Source organism: Micromonospora sp. NPDC005710 (assembly GCF_040630995.1).
Taxonomy (GTDB): domain Bacteria; phylum Actinomycetota; class Actinomycetes; order Mycobacteriales; family Micromonosporaceae; genus Micromonospora.
In genome coordinates this window covers 17,732-34,718 of sequence record NZ_JBEXYP010000015.1, presented here as the reverse complement: position 1 = coordinate 34,718, position 16,987 = coordinate 17,732, and the positions used below count along the sequence as shown (strand labels likewise).

General features: G+C 68.1%; 15 protein-coding genes and 4 tRNA genes. 2 read left to right on the top strand and 17 right to left on the bottom strand.

Annotation, left to right across the window (positions count from 1 at the left end; all coding sequences use genetic code 11):
- Window positions 1–31: 31 nt before the first annotated feature.
- The 16 genes from ABZ406_RS20645 to ABZ406_RS20570 all read right to left on the bottom strand — a co-directional run bounded on the left by ABZ406_RS20645 (window position 32) and on the right by ABZ406_RS20570 (window position 13,874).
- Window positions 32–3,463, bottom strand: coding sequence for a DNA-directed RNA polymerase subunit beta (locus ABZ406_RS20645; RefSeq protein WP_357763925.1), 3,432 nt, complete (start codon window positions 3,461–3,463; stop codon window positions 32–34).
- A gap of 571 nt (window positions 3,464–4,034) precedes the next feature.
- The gene (rplL, locus tag ABZ406_RS20640; RefSeq protein ID WP_357763922.1) at window positions 4,035–4,418 is read right to left on the bottom strand and encodes a 50S ribosomal protein L7/L12; all 384 of its coding nucleotides are present in this window, start codon (window positions 4,416–4,418) and stop codon (window positions 4,035–4,037) included.
- Between the two features lie 55 nt (window positions 4,419–4,473).
- Window positions 4,474–5,019 carry a 50S ribosomal protein L10 gene (rplJ, locus tag ABZ406_RS20635; RefSeq protein ID WP_238645346.1) on the bottom strand — a complete coding sequence of 182 codons (546 nt, stop codon included), beginning with the start codon at window positions 5,017–5,019 and terminating at the stop codon, window positions 4,474–4,476.
- Window positions 5,020–5,359: 340 nt separating this feature from the next.
- The gene (locus tag ABZ406_RS20630; RefSeq protein WP_357763919.1) at window positions 5,360–6,049 is read right to left on the bottom strand and encodes a hypothetical protein; all 690 of its coding nucleotides are present in this window, start codon (window positions 6,047–6,049) and stop codon (window positions 5,360–5,362) included.
- Window positions 6,046–6,810 carry an ATP-binding cassette domain-containing protein gene (locus tag ABZ406_RS20625; RefSeq protein ID WP_357763916.1) on the bottom strand — a complete coding sequence of 255 codons (765 nt, stop codon included), beginning with the start codon at window positions 6,808–6,810 and terminating at the stop codon, window positions 6,046–6,048. Before ABZ406_RS20625 ends, ABZ406_RS20630 begins: the two co-directional genes overlap by 4 nt.
- Before the next feature lie 79 nt (window positions 6,811–6,889).
- Window positions 6,890–7,606 carry a 50S ribosomal protein L1 gene (gene rplA / locus ABZ406_RS20620; protein WP_238667528.1) on the bottom strand — a complete coding sequence of 239 codons (717 nt, stop codon included), beginning with the start codon at window positions 7,604–7,606 and terminating at the stop codon, window positions 6,890–6,892.
- Between the two features lie 78 nt (window positions 7,607–7,684).
- Window positions 7,685–8,116, bottom strand: a complete 432-nt coding sequence (gene rplK, locus ABZ406_RS20615; protein WP_354946522.1) for a 50S ribosomal protein L11 — start codon at window positions 8,114–8,116, stop codon at window positions 7,685–7,687.
- A 186-nt stretch (window positions 8,117–8,302) separates the two neighbouring features.
- Entirely contained in the window at window positions 8,303–9,025 is a 723-nt protein-coding gene (gene nusG / locus ABZ406_RS20610) for a transcription termination/antitermination protein NusG (protein ID WP_357763913.1), read from the bottom strand.
- Window positions 9,026–9,063: 38 nt separating this feature from the next.
- Window positions 9,064–9,456 carry a preprotein translocase subunit SecE gene (gene secE, locus ABZ406_RS20605; protein WP_357763910.1) on the bottom strand — a complete coding sequence of 131 codons (393 nt, stop codon included), beginning with the start codon at window positions 9,454–9,456 and terminating at the stop codon, window positions 9,064–9,066.
- A gap of 214 nt (window positions 9,457–9,670) precedes the next feature.
- A tRNA-Trp gene (locus ABZ406_RS20600) sits at window positions 9,671–9,743 on the bottom strand.
- A gap of 129 nt (window positions 9,744–9,872) precedes the next feature.
- Entirely contained in the window at window positions 9,873–10,265 is a 393-nt protein-coding gene (locus ABZ406_RS20595) for a MaoC family dehydratase (RefSeq protein WP_357763907.1), read from the bottom strand.
- 1 nt (window position 10,266) lies between these two features.
- Window positions 10,267–10,713, bottom strand: coding sequence for a MaoC family dehydratase N-terminal domain-containing protein (locus ABZ406_RS20590; protein WP_357763904.1), 447 nt, complete (start codon window positions 10,711–10,713; stop codon window positions 10,267–10,269).
- 126 nt (window positions 10,714–10,839) lie between these two features.
- Window positions 10,840–11,007: a 50S ribosomal protein L33 gene (gene rpmG, locus ABZ406_RS20585; RefSeq protein ID WP_092378713.1), complete on the bottom strand. Its 168-nt coding sequence runs from the start codon at window positions 11,005–11,007 to the stop codon at window positions 10,840–10,842.
- A 132-nt stretch (window positions 11,008–11,139) separates the two neighbouring features.
- Window positions 11,140–11,212 (bottom strand) — tRNA-Met (locus tag ABZ406_RS20580).
- 24 nt (window positions 11,213–11,236) lie between these two features.
- Window positions 11,237–11,309, bottom strand: a tRNA-Thr gene (locus ABZ406_RS20575).
- A 93-nt stretch (window positions 11,310–11,402) separates the two neighbouring features.
- Complete coding sequence (locus tag ABZ406_RS20570; RefSeq protein WP_357764227.1) at window positions 11,403–13,874, bottom strand: bifunctional diguanylate cyclase/phosphodiesterase; 2,472 nt, start codon at window positions 13,872–13,874, stop codon at window positions 11,403–11,405.
- A gap of 1,042 nt (window positions 13,875–14,916) precedes the next feature.
- Here ABZ406_RS20570 and ABZ406_RS20565 point away from each other — a divergent pair.
- Complete coding sequence (locus tag ABZ406_RS20565) at window positions 14,917–15,852, top strand: hypothetical protein (protein ID WP_357763901.1); 936 nt, start codon at window positions 14,917–14,919, stop codon at window positions 15,850–15,852.
- Between the two features lie 398 nt (window positions 15,853–16,250).
- Here ABZ406_RS20565 and ABZ406_RS20560 read toward each other — a convergent pair.
- Window positions 16,251–16,334 (bottom strand) — tRNA-Tyr (locus ABZ406_RS20560).
- A gap of 147 nt (window positions 16,335–16,481) precedes the next feature.
- Here ABZ406_RS20560 and ABZ406_RS20555 point away from each other — a divergent pair.
- The gene (locus tag ABZ406_RS20555) at window positions 16,482–16,976 is read left to right on the top strand and encodes a YajQ family cyclic di-GMP-binding protein (protein ID WP_088950253.1); all 495 of its coding nucleotides are present in this window, start codon (window positions 16,482–16,484) and stop codon (window positions 16,974–16,976) included.
- The last annotated feature ends 11 nt before the right edge of the window (window positions 16,977–16,987 follow it).

The following is a 16,987-nucleotide window of genomic DNA, read 5'->3' as shown; positions in this document are numbered from 1 at the left end:
GGGCCGGCGAGCCGGCCCCCGACCGCTCACCTCAGACCTCTTCGACCGAGCTCGGCTCGCGCCGGGACAGGTCGATGCCCAGCTCCTCGGCGGCCCGGAACACCTCGTCGTCGGTCTCGCGCATTTCCAGGGCCACACCGTCGCTGGAGAGCACCTCAACGTTGAGGCACAGCGACTGCAGCTCCTTGAGCAGCACCTTGAACGACTCCGGGATGCCCGGCTCCGGGATGTTCTCGCCCTTGACGATGGCCTCGTAGACCTTCACCCGGCCGAGCACGTCGTCGGACTTGATCGTGAGCAACTCCTGCAGGGCGTAGGCAGCGCCGTACGCCTGCATCGCCCAGCACTCCATCTCACCGAAACGCTGACCACCGAACTGCGCCTTACCACCCAGCGGCTGCTGCGTGATCATCGAGTACGGGCCGGTCGAACGAGCGTGGATCTTGTCGTCGACCAGGTGGTTGAGCTTCAGGATGTAGACGTAGCCGACCGCGATCGGGTCCGGCAGCGGCTCACCGGAACGACCGTCGAACAACTGCGCCTTGCCGGTACGCCCGATCAGCTGCTTGCCGTCCCGGTTGGGCAGGGTCGACTCGAGCAGACCGGAGATCTCCTCCTCGCGGGCACCGTCGAAGACCGGGGTGGCCACGTTCGTGTCACCCACGGACTCGTGCGCGTCGATCGAGCGAAGCTGGCGCTTCCAGTCGGTGTCGTCGCCCTCGACCTTCCAACCGGTCTTGGCGACCCAACCGAGGTGGGTCTCCAACACCTGGCCGATGTTCATCCGGCTCGGCACACCGAGCGGGTTGAGCACGATGTCGACCGGAGTGCCGTCCTCGAGGAACGGCATGTCCTCGACCGGCAGGATCTTCGAGATGACGCCCTTGTTGCCGTGCCGGCCGGCGAGCTTGTCGCCGTCCTGGATCTTGCGCTTCTGGGCGACGTAGACCCGGACCAGCTCGTTGACACCCGGCGGCAACTCGTCGCCGTCCTCGCGGGAGAACGTGCGCACACCGATGACCGTGCCGGTCTCGCCGTGCGGCACCTTCAGCGAGGTGTCCCGAACCTCACGCGCCTTCTCACCGAAGATCGCGCGGAGCAGCCGCTCCTCCGGGGTCAGCTCGGTCTCACCCTTGGGCGTGACCTTGCCGACCAGGATGTCGCCGGGGACGACCTCGGCACCGATCCGGATGATGCCGCGCTCGTCGAGGTCAGCGAGCATTTCCTCGCTGACGTTCGGGATGTCGCGGGTGATCTCCTCCGGGCCGAGCTTGGTGTCCCGGGCGTCGACCTCGTGCTCCTCGATGTGGATCGAGGTGAGCACGTCCTGCTGCACGAGGCGCTGCGACAGGATGATCGCGTCCTCGTAGTTGTGGCCCTCCCAGCACATGAACGCCACCAGCAGGTTGCGTCCGAGTGCCATCTCGCCCTCGTCGGTGCACGGACCGTCGGCGATGACCTGACCGGCCTCGACGCGGTCGCCCTCGAAGACGACCGGCTTCTGGTTGACGCAGGAGCCGGCGTTGGAGCGGCGGAACTTGTGCAGCAGGTACGTCCGGCGGTGGCCGTCATCCTGGTGGATGGTGACGTAGTCGGCGCAGAGATCCTCGATCACACCGCCGACCTCGGCGACCACCACGTCGCCAGCGTCGACAGCGGCCCGGTATTCCATGCCCGTACCCACGAGCGGCGCCTCGGCCTTGACCAGCGGCACCGCCTGGCGCTGCATGTTCGCGCCCATCAGTGCCCGGTTGGCGTCGTCGTGCTCGAGGAACGGGATCATGGCGGTCGCGACCGAGGTCATCTGCCGGGGCGAGACGTCCATGTAGTCGACGGCACCGGGGAGGACGTCCTCGGTCTCGCCGCCCTTACGACGGCAGAGCACCCGCTCCTCGGCGAACGTGCCGTCCGCCTTGAGGCGCGCGTTGGCCTGGGCCTTGACGAACCGGTCCTCCTCGTCCGCGGTCAGGTAGTCGATCTGGTCGGTGACCCGACCCTCGACGACCTTCCGGTACGGCGTCTCGATGAAGCCGAACGGGTTGACCCGGGCGAAGGTGGACAGCGCGCCGATCAGGCCGATGTTCGGGCCTTCCGGCGTCTCGATCGGGCACATCCGGCCGTAGTGGGACGGGTGCACGTCGCGGACCTCGAAGCCGGCCCGCTCCCGGGACAGACCACCCGGGCCGAGCGCGCTCAGCCGACGCCGGTGGGTCAGGCCCGCCAGCGGGTTGGTCTGGTCCATGAACTGGGACAGCTGGGACGTCCCGAAGAACTCCTTGATCGCCGCCACCACCGGGCGGATGTTGATCAGGGTCTGCGGGGTGATCGCCTCGACGTCCTGCGTGGTCATCCGCTCGCGGACGACCCGCTCCATCCGGGACAGACCGACCCGAACCTGGTTCTGGATCAGCTCGCCCACGGTACGGAGGCGCCGGTTGCCGAAGTGGTCGATGTCGTCGGCCTCGTAGCCATCCTCACCGGCGTGCAGCCGGCACAGGTACTCCACGGTGGCGACGATGTCGTCCTCGGTGAGCGTGCCGGTGGTGATCGGCACGCCAACTTCCAGCTTCTTGTTGAACTTGTAGCGCCCGACCTTGGCGACGTCGTACCTCTTCGGGTTGAAGAAGAGGTTGTCGAGGAGGGTCTGGGCGTTCTCGCGCGTCGGCGGCTCGCCAGGGCGCAGCTTGCGGTAGATGTCGAGCAGGGCCTCGTCGGCGCCGGCGATGTGGTCCTTCTCGAGCGTGGTCATCATCAGCTCGGACCAGCCGAACTTCTCACGAATCCGCTCGGCCGACCATCCGATGGCCTTGAGCAGGACGGTGACGGCCTGCCGACGCTTGCGGTCGATGCGTACGCCGACCGTGTCGCGCTTGTCGATGTCGAACTCCAGCCAGGCACCCCGACTGGGGATGACCTTGACGCTGGAGAGGTCGCGGTCGGAGGTCTTGTCCGGCTGCTTGTCGAAATACACGCCCGGGGACCGGACGAGCTGGCTGACCACGACGCGCTCGGTGCCGTTGATGACGAAGGTGCCCTTGGGCGTCATCATCGGGAAGTCACCCATGAACACCGTCTGGCTCTTGATCTCGCCAGTGGTGTTGTTGGTGAACTCCGCGGTCACGAAGAGCGGAGCGCAGTAGGTCAGGTCCTTCTCCTTGCACTCCTCGATCGAGGCCTTGACCTCGTCGAAGCGCGGCGCCGAGAAGGAAAGCGACATGGTGCCGGAGAAGTCCTCAATGGGACTGATCTCTTCAAGGATCTCCGCGAGACCCGAGCGTGCGTGCGGGTCGTCCGCCGACCGGCCCTGCCAAGCCTCGTTGCCGACGAGCCAGTCGAAGGACTCGTTCTGAATGGCAAGGAGGTTGGGGACCTCGAGGTGTTCGGTGATCCTGCCGAATGAAACTCGGCGGGGAGCGAATGCGCTCGACGTACGACTGGTCTTCGCAGGGCGGGAAGCTGCCAAGATGCGTCCTTCCGAGGACCGGTGCTGCAGAACGGCTGGTACGCGTGCACTCCAATGACCCCACCAGAAATATCCGTAAACGGACATTTCCGAGCAGGGGTCAAGTCGGAAGGCAGCGCAAACTAGCAGTGTAGCCGAGAGGCTAACCGCTGTCCAGCCCACCCCGCAGGTTGTTTGCGGAGCGTGCCTCGGCCCCCGTCAACCGGGGTCTGCCGGGCCGCTCAAGAACGCAACTCCCCACTGGGCCGCTCGGGTTACCGCGGCCGATGGTGCCGCCGCTGTCATACCCACGTCGTGGCCGTCGCAAGCGCGGTGTCTTGCTGGTGTCAGCGTGCCTGGCAGCCCGGGGCCGCGTCAAGGGCCGGTATTCCCCCTGCTGCGTGTTTCCCCCCGGAGAGCGACCCCGCCGCGCTCGTTCCGGCCCACTGAGCCGCTGGTCGGAGCCCAGCTCACTGCCGATCGGAGCCGACTCCACAAATACGGCGGGCGGTGATCCGTGTCGGATCACCGCCCGCCGCGACGCGATGCTGTCCCGGCCCACGAGCCGGGTACGCGTGTGTGGAACGTCAGGTCACTTGAGGGTGACCTTGGCGCCCTCACCCTCGAGCTTGGCCTTCGCCTTGTCGGCGGTCTCCTTGTTGACCTTCTCCAGGATGGCCTTCGGCGCGGCCTCGACCGCGTCCTTGGCCTCCTTGAGGCCCAGGCCGGTCAGCTCACGCACGACCTTGATGACCTGGATCTTCTTGCCGCCGTCAGCCTCGAGGATGACGTCGAACTCGTCCTGCTCCGGCTCGGCCTCGGCGGCGGCCGGGCCAGCGCCCGGACCGGCGATCGCGACCGGAGCGGCGGCGGTGACCTCGAAGGTCGTCTCGAACTGCTTCACGAACTCAGAGAGCTCGATCAGCGTCATCTCCTTGAACGCGTCGAGCAGCTCGTCGGTGCTGAGCTTCGCCATATCTGGCGTCCTTTCCTGATTCTGTTAAGTAAAGAACTGGTGCGCCGTGGGGGCCTCAGGCCGCCTCGGCGCCCTCCTTCTCGCGCTTGTCCTGCAGTGCAGCCGCCAGACGGGCGGTCTTCGACAGCGGGGCCTGGAACAGGGCCGCGGCCTTGCTCAGGTTGCCCTTCATCGCGCCGGCCAGCTTGGCCAGCAGCACCTCGCGGGACTCCAGGTCGGCGAGCTTCGTGACCTCGGCCGCGGAAATGGCCTTGCCCTCGAAGACACCGCCCTTGATGACGAGCTTCGGGTTGGCCTTCGCGAAGTCGCGAAGCCCCTTCGCCGCCTCGACGACGTCGCCCGAAACGAAAGTCAGCGCGGTAGGACCGGTGAACAGCTCGTCGAGGCCGGTGATGCCCGCGTCCGTCGCAGCACGCTTGGCCAGCGTGTTCTTCGCGACCGTGTAGCTGGTCTCGGCGCCGAGCGAGCGCCGAAGCTGGGTGAGCTGGGAGACCGTCAGACCGCGGTACTCGGTCAGCACGGTGGCGCCCGAGCTGCGGAAGCTCTCGGTCAGCTCAGCGACGGCCGTGGCCTTGTCGGCCCGGATCGGCTTGTCCGCCATGTCCCTCCTCTCTCGTTACTCGAGGCTGGTCCCCGTCCTGGCCGAAACCGGAACGGGGGCGGAGGCAGCACGACAACGAAAAAGCCCCGGCGCAGGGCGCACGGGGCGAGGGCCGGCGGATCATCGTGGTCGGCGGACCACGATCACTGCCGAGTTACGCTTGCCGCCCTACGCGGGTCGCCCGTCGTCGCGGGACCTTCGACCGTGCCGAAGCACGGTGACCAGCGGTCTTTGGGTGGTTCCTCATCCATGAGAACACGGATGACGTTTGAAGAGTACGCGCACCGGTCGGCAGCACCAAATCGCGCCCGGTGAGCCACGTCACCAGGACCCCGGCCGGTCAGCCCTGGGCCCGCCGCCGCCACAGGTAGCCGCCGACGACCGCCGAACTCCAGGCCAACGCCCACGCGGTCAACCCCAGCAGGGTCAGCGCGGCGGCGTCGCCGGCCGTGGTGCGAGCCGCAGCCATGATCGGCGGCGCCAACCAGGGAGCAACCGAGCCGTTCAGGCCGAGCACCACAGCGCCGACCCCGCCGAGGGCCAACACCGCCACGCCGTACCCGGCCCCACCCACCGACGCCCGGCTGGCCAGCGCCCCGAGAGCAACAGCGGCGGGTACGACCAGCAGGTGCGCCCACAACCCCAGCGCGAGCCCGACCGGAACGGACCGGTCACCCGGGTCGACCGGGCCGGACACCCCGCCGACCAGCCACGGAAAGAGCAGCGCGATCGCCACAGTCACCAGGGCCGCCACCGCGGCGGCGAGCAGACCAGCCGATCGCTCCCGCGCCGCCCCGACCGTCACCTGCGCCAGCCGACGCTGCACGTCCGGCTCGACGTCCAACAGGATCTTGGTCTGCCAGGCGAGCACCGGGAAGAGCACCACAGCGGAGACGCCGTACGCCTCCGCCGGTTGGGCGCGGCCACCGCCGTAGAGCGTGCCGAGCGTGATGAGGCCGGCGAGCAACGGCGCCACCGCCCTGCCCGTCCGCAGAAAGCCGGTCAGGCGCATCCGGACCAGGGCGCTCACCGGGCCTCCCCCGCTGCCGGTTCGACCGCTGCGTCGGCGCGTACCCGCAGCACCTGGTGGCCCTCGGCGCGCAACCGGGCGACGGTGCCGGCGACCCGCGCGACCGGCACCGCGACCTCGACCACGGCGATCGTCTCGTCGGCCGACAAGGTCTCCTCGGTGAGCGAGCCGTCGGCCACCAACCAGCGGCGCGCGGCCGGTAACCGGACCGTCTCGCCGCGGTGGTCGCTGACCAGGACGGAGCCGTCGGCGGCGAGCACCTCGGCGATCAGCTCGGGCACCAACTCGCGGGTGGAGGCGTCCAACCCCTCCCACGGCTCGTCGAGGACCAGCAGGCCCGGCGGGCGCAGCATGGCCTGGGCGAGGCCGACCTTCTGCGCGGTGCCCTTGGACAGATCCGGCAGCCGGACCGAACGGAAGGCGGACAGCCCAAGCCGGTCGGTCCAGGAGGCCACCGCCTCGTCGGCTGCAGCGGTGCTCAGCCCCGCCACCCGGGCCATCCCGGTCAGATAGCGGGTCACGGTGAACTGTTGGTCGGCGGGGAAACGCTCCGGCACCCAGGCCACCCGCGCCGGCCGGTCGGTCACCCGGCCCCGGCCGGGCCGCAGGACCCCCGCGGCCACCTGGAGCAGAGTCGACTTGCCCACCCCGTTACGACCCAACACGATCGCCACCTCGCCGGGGCCGATCCGCGCGTCGATGCCCTGCAGCACCCACGGCCCCCGCCGGTGGTACCGCAACCAGATGTCCTCCAGGCGCATGGGTCGAGCCTGCCACACCTGGAACGCGCCGGGGCGCCGCCACAGTCGTGGCGGCGCCCCGGCGGAGCGAACTGTCGACTCAGGCGTCGGCCTGGTCCTCCCGAAGGTTCTTCACCAGGTTCGGGTCGACCGGGACGCCCGGGCCCATCGTGGTGGTCAGGATGACCTTGCGAAGGTACTTGCCCTTGGCCGCCGACGGCTTGGCACGCAGCACCTCGTCGAGCACCGCGGCGTAGTTGTCCACCAGCTGGGTCTCCGTGAAGGAGGCCTTGCCGATGATCAGGTGCAGGTTGGAGTGCTTGTCCACCCGGAAGGTGATCTTGCCGCCCTTGATGTCCGACACCGCCTTGGTGACGTCCATGGTCACCGTGCCGGTCTTCGGGTTCGGCATGAGACCGCGCGGGCCCAGGATCCGCGCGATCCGGCCGATCTTGGCCATCTGGTCCGGCGTGGCGATCGCCGCGTCGAAGTCGAGCCAACCACCCTGGATGCGGGCGACCAGCTCATCGGTGCCCACCTCGTCCGCACCCGCGGCGGCGGCCTCTTCGGCCTTCGCGCCGCTGGCGAACACGATCACGCGGGCGGTCTTACCGGTGCCGTGCGGCAGGTTGACCACGCCGCGGACCATCTGGTCCGCCTTGCGGGGGTCGACGCCGAGGCGCATGGCGACCTCGACCGTGGCGTCGAACTTGACGTTGGTGGTCTCCTTGGCCAGCTTCACGGCCTCGGTGGGGGTGTAGAGCTTCGACCGGTCGATGACATCGGCGGCCTTGCGGTAGCTCTTGCTGCGCTGCATTGCTGATTACTCCTGTGGTCTCTGGCGGGCCGCTCGGCGCGAGCCCTCCCACTGTCGGAACGAAGGCCGGGGCCGACGTCAGTCGTTGACGGTGATGCCCATCGACCGGGCGGTGCCGGCGATGATCTTCTCGGCCTGGGCGATGTCGTTGGCGTTGAGGTCGGCCATCTTCTTCTCGGCGATCTCACGCAGCTGGGCGCGGCTGACCGAGCCGACCTTCTCAGACTGCGGAACACCCGAGCCCTTCTGCACGCCGGCGGCCTTGATCAGCAACCGGGCGGCGGGCGGGGTCTTCAGCACGAACGAGAAGGACCGGTCCTCGAACACGCTGATCTCGGCGGGGACGATGTCGCCCCGCTGAGACTCGGTCTGCGCGTTGTAGGACTTGCAGAACTCCATGATGTTGACGCCGTGCTGGCCGAGCGCGGGGCCGACCGGCGGCGCCGGCGTGGCCTGGCCAGCCGGCAACTGAAGCGTGAACGTCTTGACGAGCTTCTTCTTCGGAGGCATGTCACTTCCTGGGGCTTGGAGCTGGGAAAATGCGGCTGTCGCCGCCCTCGGGCGCGCACGGTCAGCGCGGTGCGACAGCGGCGACATTCAAGAGTAGCGCAGGCCGCAGCCCACCCGTCCGCCGAGGTCGAGCAAGAGCGCGTACGCCGACGTCGGCGGCGGGCCTGACCCGCCGCCGACGACCAATCAGATCTTGGCGACCTGGTTGAAGTTGAGCTCCACCGGCGTCTCGCGACCGAAGATCGACACCAGCACCTTGAGCTTCTGCTGGTCGGCGTTGATCTCACTGATCGTGGCCGGCAGCGACGCGAACGCGCCGTCGGTGACGGTGACGGAATCGCCCACCTCGAAGTCGAGGACCTTGATCTCCGGCTTCGACTTCTTCTGCTCGGTCTCGACAGCGGGCGCCAGCCACTTCAGCACCTCGTCGAGCGAGAGCGGAGCAGGCCGGTCGGCCCGGTCGGTCGCGCCGACGAAGCCGGTCACACCCGGGGTGTTCCGGACGCAGGAGTAGGACTCGGCGGTCAGCTCCATCCGAACCAGGATGTAACCCGGGAAGACCTTGGCCTGGATCTGCGAACGCTTACCGTTCTTGACCTCGATCTCTTCCCGGGTCGGCACCTCGACCTGGTAGATGAAGTCCTCCATGTCGAGGCTCGTGATCCGGGTCTCGAGGTTGGTCTTGACCTTGTTCTCGTAGCCGGCGTACGAGTGCACCACGTACCAGTCGCCCGGCGCGTAGCGCAGCTTCTGCCGCAGCTCCGCGACGGGGTCGTAGTCCTCGTCCGGGGCGGGCTCAGTCGTAGGGAACTCCGGCTCGCTGGCGGCCTCAACCGACTCGTCACCAGCCGCCGTCGCGACGGTGGACTGCTCGTCCACCGGTCCGGCGGTCTCGTCGTTCTCAGGCACGCTCGCTCACTTCCGTCACTATGGCTGAAGGCAGCCGGTCAGTCCGAGTTGCCAAAGACAAACAACACGACCTTGGCGAAGCCGAAGTCCAGCACACCCACGATCGTCAGCATCACCGCGACGAACGCCACCACCACGGCGGTGTAGGTCAACAACTCCTTGCGGGTCGGCCAGATGACCTTACGCAGTTCAGCTACGACCTCGCGGAAGAACCGGGCGATGCGGCCGAAGACGCCCACCCGACCCGTTTCCGACCGCGTGGTCGGCCGGCTGTCCGCCGACTCCGCCCGGGCACGGGACCGCGTGGCGGTGCCCCCCCTGGAAACCGGCTCGTCCGCACCGGAGGCGTCGTCGTCGGCTACCTCGTCGACGACCTCGTCGTCCAGACGATCGTCGCCGGCGTCCTCGCCGTGCCGCTTGTTGTCGGCCACTTCGCCCTCCGTCGCGGAATCTGGGGTCGCACGCCGAGTGGCGTACGCGGCGCTGGTCACGCCGGCCGGACCCAACCGTCCCGCGACGGGCCGCGGCCGGTGGATCGCCCGGAGGGCCCCGAATGCCTCGGAGCCACCCCGCCGACGCCACCACCACGGGCCGGACGCCGCCAAGCTGGCGGCGCGACCCACGGGAACGGTCAGGCCTGAGGCGCAGGGGTGACAGGACTTGAACCTGCAGCCTGCGGTTTTGGAGACCGCTGCTCTGCCAATTGAGCTACACCCCTATGTGGCAACACTCGCCCCACGCGGTCACAGACGACCGAGCAGGGGTCACTTGCCCCACGGCGGACCAGTGTACGGGTAGCCACCCGACTTTCCCAACCGGTCTCTCCGCCACGCGTGGCGGGCCTGGTTCAGCGTGCCGTCCGGATGGTCGCCCGCGCCTGCGACAGCACCTTCTCGCCCCCGCAGGTGGCCGTCACCTCGAGTCGGGTGAGACCGTCCTCGGTCACGTCACGGACCCGCGCGGTCACCTCGATCTCGGTCCCCTTGTCGTCGTCCGGGACCACCACCGGCCGGGTGAAACGGACGCCGTACTCGACCACCGCGTCCGGCGACCCGGCCCACTCGGTGACCGCCCGGCCGACCAACGCCATGGTGAACATGCCGTGGGCGATGACCCCGGGCAGACCCACCGAGGTGGCGACCCGGTCACTCCAGTGGATCGGGTTGAAGTCGCCGGAGGCGCCGGCGTAGCGGACCAGGTCCGCGCGGGTCACCCGGAACGTCTGTGCTGGCAGATCCATCTCAGGCCTCCCCGCGAATGACGTACCTGGCCCAGACGGCGACCACAGGTTCCCCGCCGACGGTGTTCACGTCGGTGCGCGTGGTCAGGAAGCCGTGCCCACCCCTGGTGCTGACGTCCTCGATGGTGTTAGTGCACACCAGCTCGTCGCCGGCGAACACCGGCCGGGTGTACGCGAACCGCTGGTCACCGTGCACCAGGCGGCTGTAGTCGACACCCAGGGCCGGATCCTCGATGATCTGGCTGCTCGCGGCCATCGTCACGATCACCGGGAAGGTCGGCGGGGCCACCACGTCGGGGTGGCCCAGCGCCCGCGCGGCCTCCGGATCATGGTGGGCCGGCTCGGTGGCACCGATGGCTCCGGCAAACTCGCGGATCTTTTCTCGGCCCACCTGGTAGGGGGCCGTCGGCGGATACGTCCGGCCGACAAAGGAAGGGTCCAGAGACATGCCGCGAACCTACACGGAAAGCCCAATCGCCGACCTGATCGGTAGGCAGCGGCGGAGCCGCGCCAAACCGGTCAGATCGGCGATCGGAAAGCTTCTACAGCGGCCGACCCTGAGGTCGGCCGGTGATCAGCGGGTCTCGCGGTGAGCCGTGTGCCGACCGTCGCGCGGGCAGAACTTCTTCAGCTCGATGCGGTCGGGGTCGTTGCGGCGGTTCTTGCGCGTGATGTAGTTGCGCTCCTTGCACTCCACACACGCCAAAGTGATCTTCGGCCGGACATCGGTAGCCTTCGCCACGGCGGAGTGCCTTCCTCGCTAACGGAAACAACTACGACGCGCCAGCCTAGACGCTGACAGCGCGGACATGCAAAGTGGGCGCCGGAAGCGCCCATTCTTACGACCACCGGCAACGAGCCCGGAAGACGAGAGTAGCGGTGGCCGGACTTGAACCGGCGACACAGCGATTATGAGCCGCTTGCTCTACCATCTGAGCTACACCGCTGCGATGGGTCCAGCTGAACCCTCGAGCCCCCTTACGGAATCGAACCGTAGACCTTCTCCTTACCATGGAGACGCTCTGCCGACTGAGCTAAGGGGGCCTGCGCGATCTCCCCGTAGGGCGCGCAGGAGTAAGAGTACACGGCCCGGTCCGACAGGTGAAATCGGATCCCCGGTGATCGTTCGCGCCCTGCTCAGGGCACGACACGAAGGCGCGGAAGCTCCCCGTTGGAGATCGTCTCCGGCTCGACCTGGGCGCCGAACCAGGCGGCCAGGCGCTCGTACGGCAGCGGCCGGCTGAACAGGAAGCCCTGCCCGATCTCACAGCCGATGTCCTGAAGAAGCTCCAGGGTCAGCTCGCTCTCCACGCCCTCGGCCACCACGGCAAGACCGAACTGCTGGGAGAGGGTCACCACCGCGTTGACGATCGCCAGGTCCCCCGGATCCGTCGCCATGCCCTGCACGAAGGAACGGTCCACCTTCACCTCGTGCACCGGCAGCCGGCGCAGATGCGCCAAAGACGAGTCCCCGGTGCCGAAGTCATCCACCGACAGCCGTACGCCAAGGTCCCGCAACCGTTGCAGGGTGGGGATGGGCCGGTCCGTGCCGTCCAGCACCCCCGACTCGGTGATCTCCAGGGTGAGTCGCTGCGCCGGCACCTTGTACTCGGTCAGCAACTCCTGCACCCGGTCCGGGAAGTGCTGGTCGATGAGCGTACGAGCCGAGAGGTTCACCGCGATGGGCAGCGGCTGGTCGGCGAGCGCCCAGTCCCGGCTGCGGCGCAGGCCCTCCCGGAGCACCACCTCGGTGAGCCGACTCAACTGGCCGGTGTGCTCGGCCACCGCCACGAAGTCCTCCGGCGCGACAGTGCCGTGCGCCGGGTGCTCCCACCGGGCCAGACACTCCACACCGACCAGGCGCCGGTCCCGCAGAGTCACCTTGGGCTGGAAGTAGACCTCCAACTCGTCCTGATCCAGTGCGCGGCGCAGATCACCGGCCAGACCCAGCCGGCGCAGGGACCGCGACTCCAGCGCCGGGTTGAACAACTGCACACTGCCCGGCACCGACTTGGCCGCCGTGGCGGCAAGGTCGACCCGCAGCAGCAGGGTCGCCGCATCGCTGCCATGATCCGGGTGTACGGCCACCCCGACGGCCGTGTTCACGTCGAGGGTGAGCGCGTCGAACACCATCTCGTCGCGGATCTGGTCGCGCAGTTGGGCGGCCAACTCAAGTGCCGCCTCAGGGCTCTCCAACCGCAGCGTCACCAGGAACTCGTCACCGCTCGCGCGGCCCACCAGCGCCGATGACGGTGCGTTGGCCCGCAGTCGGTTGGCGACCTCGGCGAGGACCTTGTCCCCCGCGGCGTGGCCCAACGCCTCGTTGACCTGCCGCAGCCCGTCCACGTCGAAGAGCAGCAGCGCCACCACTTCGCCGGGTGCGCGGATCTTCACCGACTCGTGCAACGCCTCGGTGATACGCCGCCGGTTGGGCAGTCGGGTCAACGTGTCGTGGTGCGCGTCGTGCCGCAGCCGGTCGACAAGCCGCGAATTCTCGAGGGCCACGGCCGCGTGCGCGGCGACCGTCTCGAAGACGGGGATGTCGCCCGGCGTGAAGTGACCGACGTCGCTGAGCCGGTTGACCACCTCGAGTGTGCCGATCACCGCCTGACCCGAGTAGAGCGGCACGACGATGATGTCCTTCACACCGGTGGCCCGCAACGTTTCCCGCAGGCTCTCCTCGTCCCCTAGTCGCACACCCATCGCCAGGCTGCGGCGCTGGCGAAGCGCCTCCTCGCGTACGGCTAGCGGCGTCGGCGACGTGTCCAACAGGCCGGCGTCGTCGACCCGCGCGGTCAGCATGACCTCCGGGTGACGCCCCTGAGCCGGCAGCCACAGCGTCGCGTACTCGGCCTGCATCAGCCCTCGGATCCGACCGAGGAGGACGTCAGCCAGGTTGCCGCTCTGCCCGTTGGCGGTCATCGCCTGGGTGAGTTCGTACATGTCGCCGAGCGTCCGGTGCTGCCGGAAGAACTGCTCGTACGACCGATAGACCTTCGCGAGAGCGAACCCGAGCACGACGATCAGAACGGCGGACCACCAGGTGCTGTCCACCGCGATCAGGACGATCAACCCGACCACGAGATTGACACCGTTGGCCAGTAGGGAGGGCAACCCGCTACGCAGCACACCCAGCGCGGCGTGCCGCCCGTGCATGATCGCGATCACCCCGGCCACGCCGGCGAGCGTCGACACCACGACGGTGCCGACGGATGCGAAGAGCACACCCCACGTCCGCGGCCCGACGCCCACGACCGGTGGAAGCGCCAACAACACGAGGCCGGCCAGCGACACGGCCGCAGCGGCGTTAGCGACGTTGAAGGCCAGTTTCTCCGCGCCGAAGCGGTACCGCAGGTGGGTTATCAGCGTGGACAGGGTGTAGACCAGGACGACCATCAGCGGCGGAAGGAAGACGAACGCCGGCACCAGCGGGATCTCGACGAGCCGCACCCCGAAGGACTGCCGCCCGATGACGAAGTTCAGCATCGGCAGGCCGGCGATCACCATCACGCCGAGCAGGACGGCGGCGAGCCCCCAGGACCCGGAGGGGTGCGGCCGGTTCGGGCTCACCAGCCCGATCGTCATCGAGAAGACGACGGCCAGGAACATCAACGGGCCGGTGATGAACCATGCGTACTGGGCCGGGCGCCGCGGAGACCCCGAGCCACCCGACGCGGACCGGCGGCCAGCCATCCCACTCCTTACCGGTCACTGCTGCGAAGGATGTGCGCCCGGAAACGAAGCTGACGACACCGTCAGACGCGACAGTAGGTGTTACTGCCTCGACTAGTGCTGCGGCGCCGTCCAAACGTAGTCAAAAGCCTGAAAGTCCCCGAAACTCCCGGAAGCCCCGCCTGCCATGACAACGAAAGCCAGTGCTGCGAATACCATGCCGACCCGCCGGGCCAGCCTTTGACCAGACATCGTGTGCTCCTCGTGGCAGGGGTGTCGGGAAGGCAAGATTCCACGATGGTGCCACACACGAGGCAGCCCGCAAAGCGGTCGGACGGCTGAGGGCGCAGGCCCATCCAGCCGGCCCGAACGCTTCAACGACGGAAGCCCAGCAAGGTCGTTGGCTTGTCCCAGGAGACGCGCAGATGATGCGTGTTCAAGTTATAGCCGCAATTTGGATCTACGTCATGGATGCCGCTTCCAGTAGCAAAGCCCGCCGGGAACGCAAAGCAGGCCGGTGGCGGTACCGGAACCTCCCGCTCCCCCAGGACCATGAGCGCCCCGCTGGGTGGACTCGCAACCGGTGACCAGTTGAACACAACAATCCTCTCCGATCCATAGGATCGGAGCTTCTCGATTATCACCACCCGAGGTGGATCGTTCGAGACTCTGTAGCCTTCGCGACGGATCTGCGGCGTGGACTCGAAGTTACCGCAGCGGATGGAAGGCAGCCCGCACCTGCGGGGCAAGAGCTCCGGCAGGGCGTACTCGAGCACGGTGCGCAGTTGTGCCCGATGCATCGCCCCCGTGACTCAGCACCCCGTCAGGGCACGTGCGCGAGAACAACGGATCCACTCAGTGCCGTTCGTGAACAGGACGGCGAGGCTGTCGACCAGGCGACGGGACCGTGACAGAGTGGAAGGAGCCGCCCACGCTCAGCGCACGCTTTGACCGGCGACGCTCCGAAGGGAGCTGTCCCATGCCATCCATCCTCGGCACCGCCATCCTCGCGGCCGCCTTGACGGTCGCACCAACAGCATCGGTCGCCGCCCCCGTGCCCGGCGCCCCGACCAGCTACCGCCTGGTGGACCTCGGCACCCTCGGCGGCGACAGCAGCTCCGCCAGCGCCATGAACGGCCGCGGTGACGTGGTCGGCCGCGCTCAGGCAGCCGACGGGACCTACCGCGGCTTCCTTTGGCGCCACGGCCGGATGGTCGATCTCGGCGCCTTCACCCCCACCGACGTCAACGACCGCGGCCAGGTGATCGGCTACTCCAGCTCCGGCGGGCACATCTGGCACCACGGTGTCCTGCGGCCGCTGGACGGCCCGTCCGCACGGCCCGTGGCGATCAACAACCGGGGTCAGGTCGTCGGCTACACCGACGGGGGCCCCGTCCTGTGGACGAACGGGCGCGCCCGACCCTTGCCCCTCACCGACGTGTCCGACATCAACGAGCACGGCCAGATCTCGGGAGGAATATTGCTGCCGCCGGACGGCTTCCACGCCACCCGGTGGCACAACGGACGGGTCACCGACCTCGGCGCCGGCCCCTTCAACCGCAGCAACACGTACGCCCTCAACGACCGCGGCTGGGTGATCGGCTGGCAGTTCTCGGCTGACCAGTACCCCCGCGGCATCCTCTGGCGGCACGGCCGGACCCTGGACGTCGGCACTCTCGGCGGCAGCTCCACCGAAGCGAGAGCAATCAACAATCGCGGCGAGATCCTGGCCATCTCCCAGAGCAGCGACGGAACCTCCCGCCCGGCGCTGTGGCGGCGGGGCGTCCTGCACGACCTCAGCCTCGCCGGGATCAGCAGATACGGCGAAGTCGTCGACCTCGATGATCGGGGCCGCATCGCCGCGTCGATCCGCACGGACACGGGTGCCAGAGCGGTCATCTACCACCCCCGCTGACCTCCAGGGTTCCGGGCGTCGACTGCTCGCCGCAGCCCTCTCCCCGCCGCACTGCAGAATCGCGCTGGCTGCAAGGGGGTACGGGGCGGTTCGGGTGAGGTTGTAGCCGACACCGGAACGCTTGGCCGATCCACAGCAGACGAATTTGACGGAGACAACGCTGGCACTTCGTCGCACGATGTATCGGTGCCCAGCACTGACGCCCTCGCCCGCCCAATCCGAGGGCGTCGCAGATCTAGTCACTATCGTGTCGTCGCCGCCGTCGATGCGGTTGACGTAGACGCGGAGCAGGAGGGCGGCGCCCTGGACTTCGGCGTCGGGCGACCTCGATCGGCGGCCAGACAAACGACAACGGCCCACGATCAGCATCTCTGCTGGTCGAGGGCCGTGTCTGCACCTGGTGGCGGGTAGAGGATTCGAACCTCTGAAGCTTTCGCGACGGATTTACAGTCCGCTCCCATTGGCCGCTCGGGCAACCCGCCAGGGCACCCCACCGCGTCGCAACGCGGCGGCGGAAGCAACAATAGCGGCTCCCCCCGGTGCCGACGCAACCGGGTACGGTCAGGGGGTCGTGTCGCTGGTCGGCGGCCGACGGCAGGCCCAGACCGCCGGACAGCAGGAGCAGAAACATGGCAGCGAACCCGTCGTTCGACATCGTGAGCAAGGTTGACCGGCAGGAGGTCGACAACGCCCTTCGGCAGGCGGAGAAGGAGCTCGCGACGCGGTTCGACTTCCGCGGCACCGGCGCGGAGATTTCCTGGTCCGGCGAGGAGGCGATCGGTCTTCAGGCGGAGACCGAGGAGCGCGTCCTCGCTGCGCTTGACGTGTTCAAGGAGAAGCTGGTCAAGCGGAACATCTCGCTGAAGTCGCTGGACGCTGGTGAGCCGCGTCCATCGGGCAAGATTTTCAAGATCGACTGCAAGGTGATCCAGGGCATCGAGACGGACAAGGCCAAGGCCATCAGCAAGAAGATCCGCGACGAGGGCCCCAAGGGCGTGCAGGCGCAGATCCAGGGTGACCAGCTGCGGGTGACCGGCAAGAAGCGCGACGATCTTCAGGCAGTCATCTCGCTGCTCAAGGGCGAGGACTTCGGCGTCGCCCTCCAGTTCAACAACTACCGCTGAGGGCCGTTCGC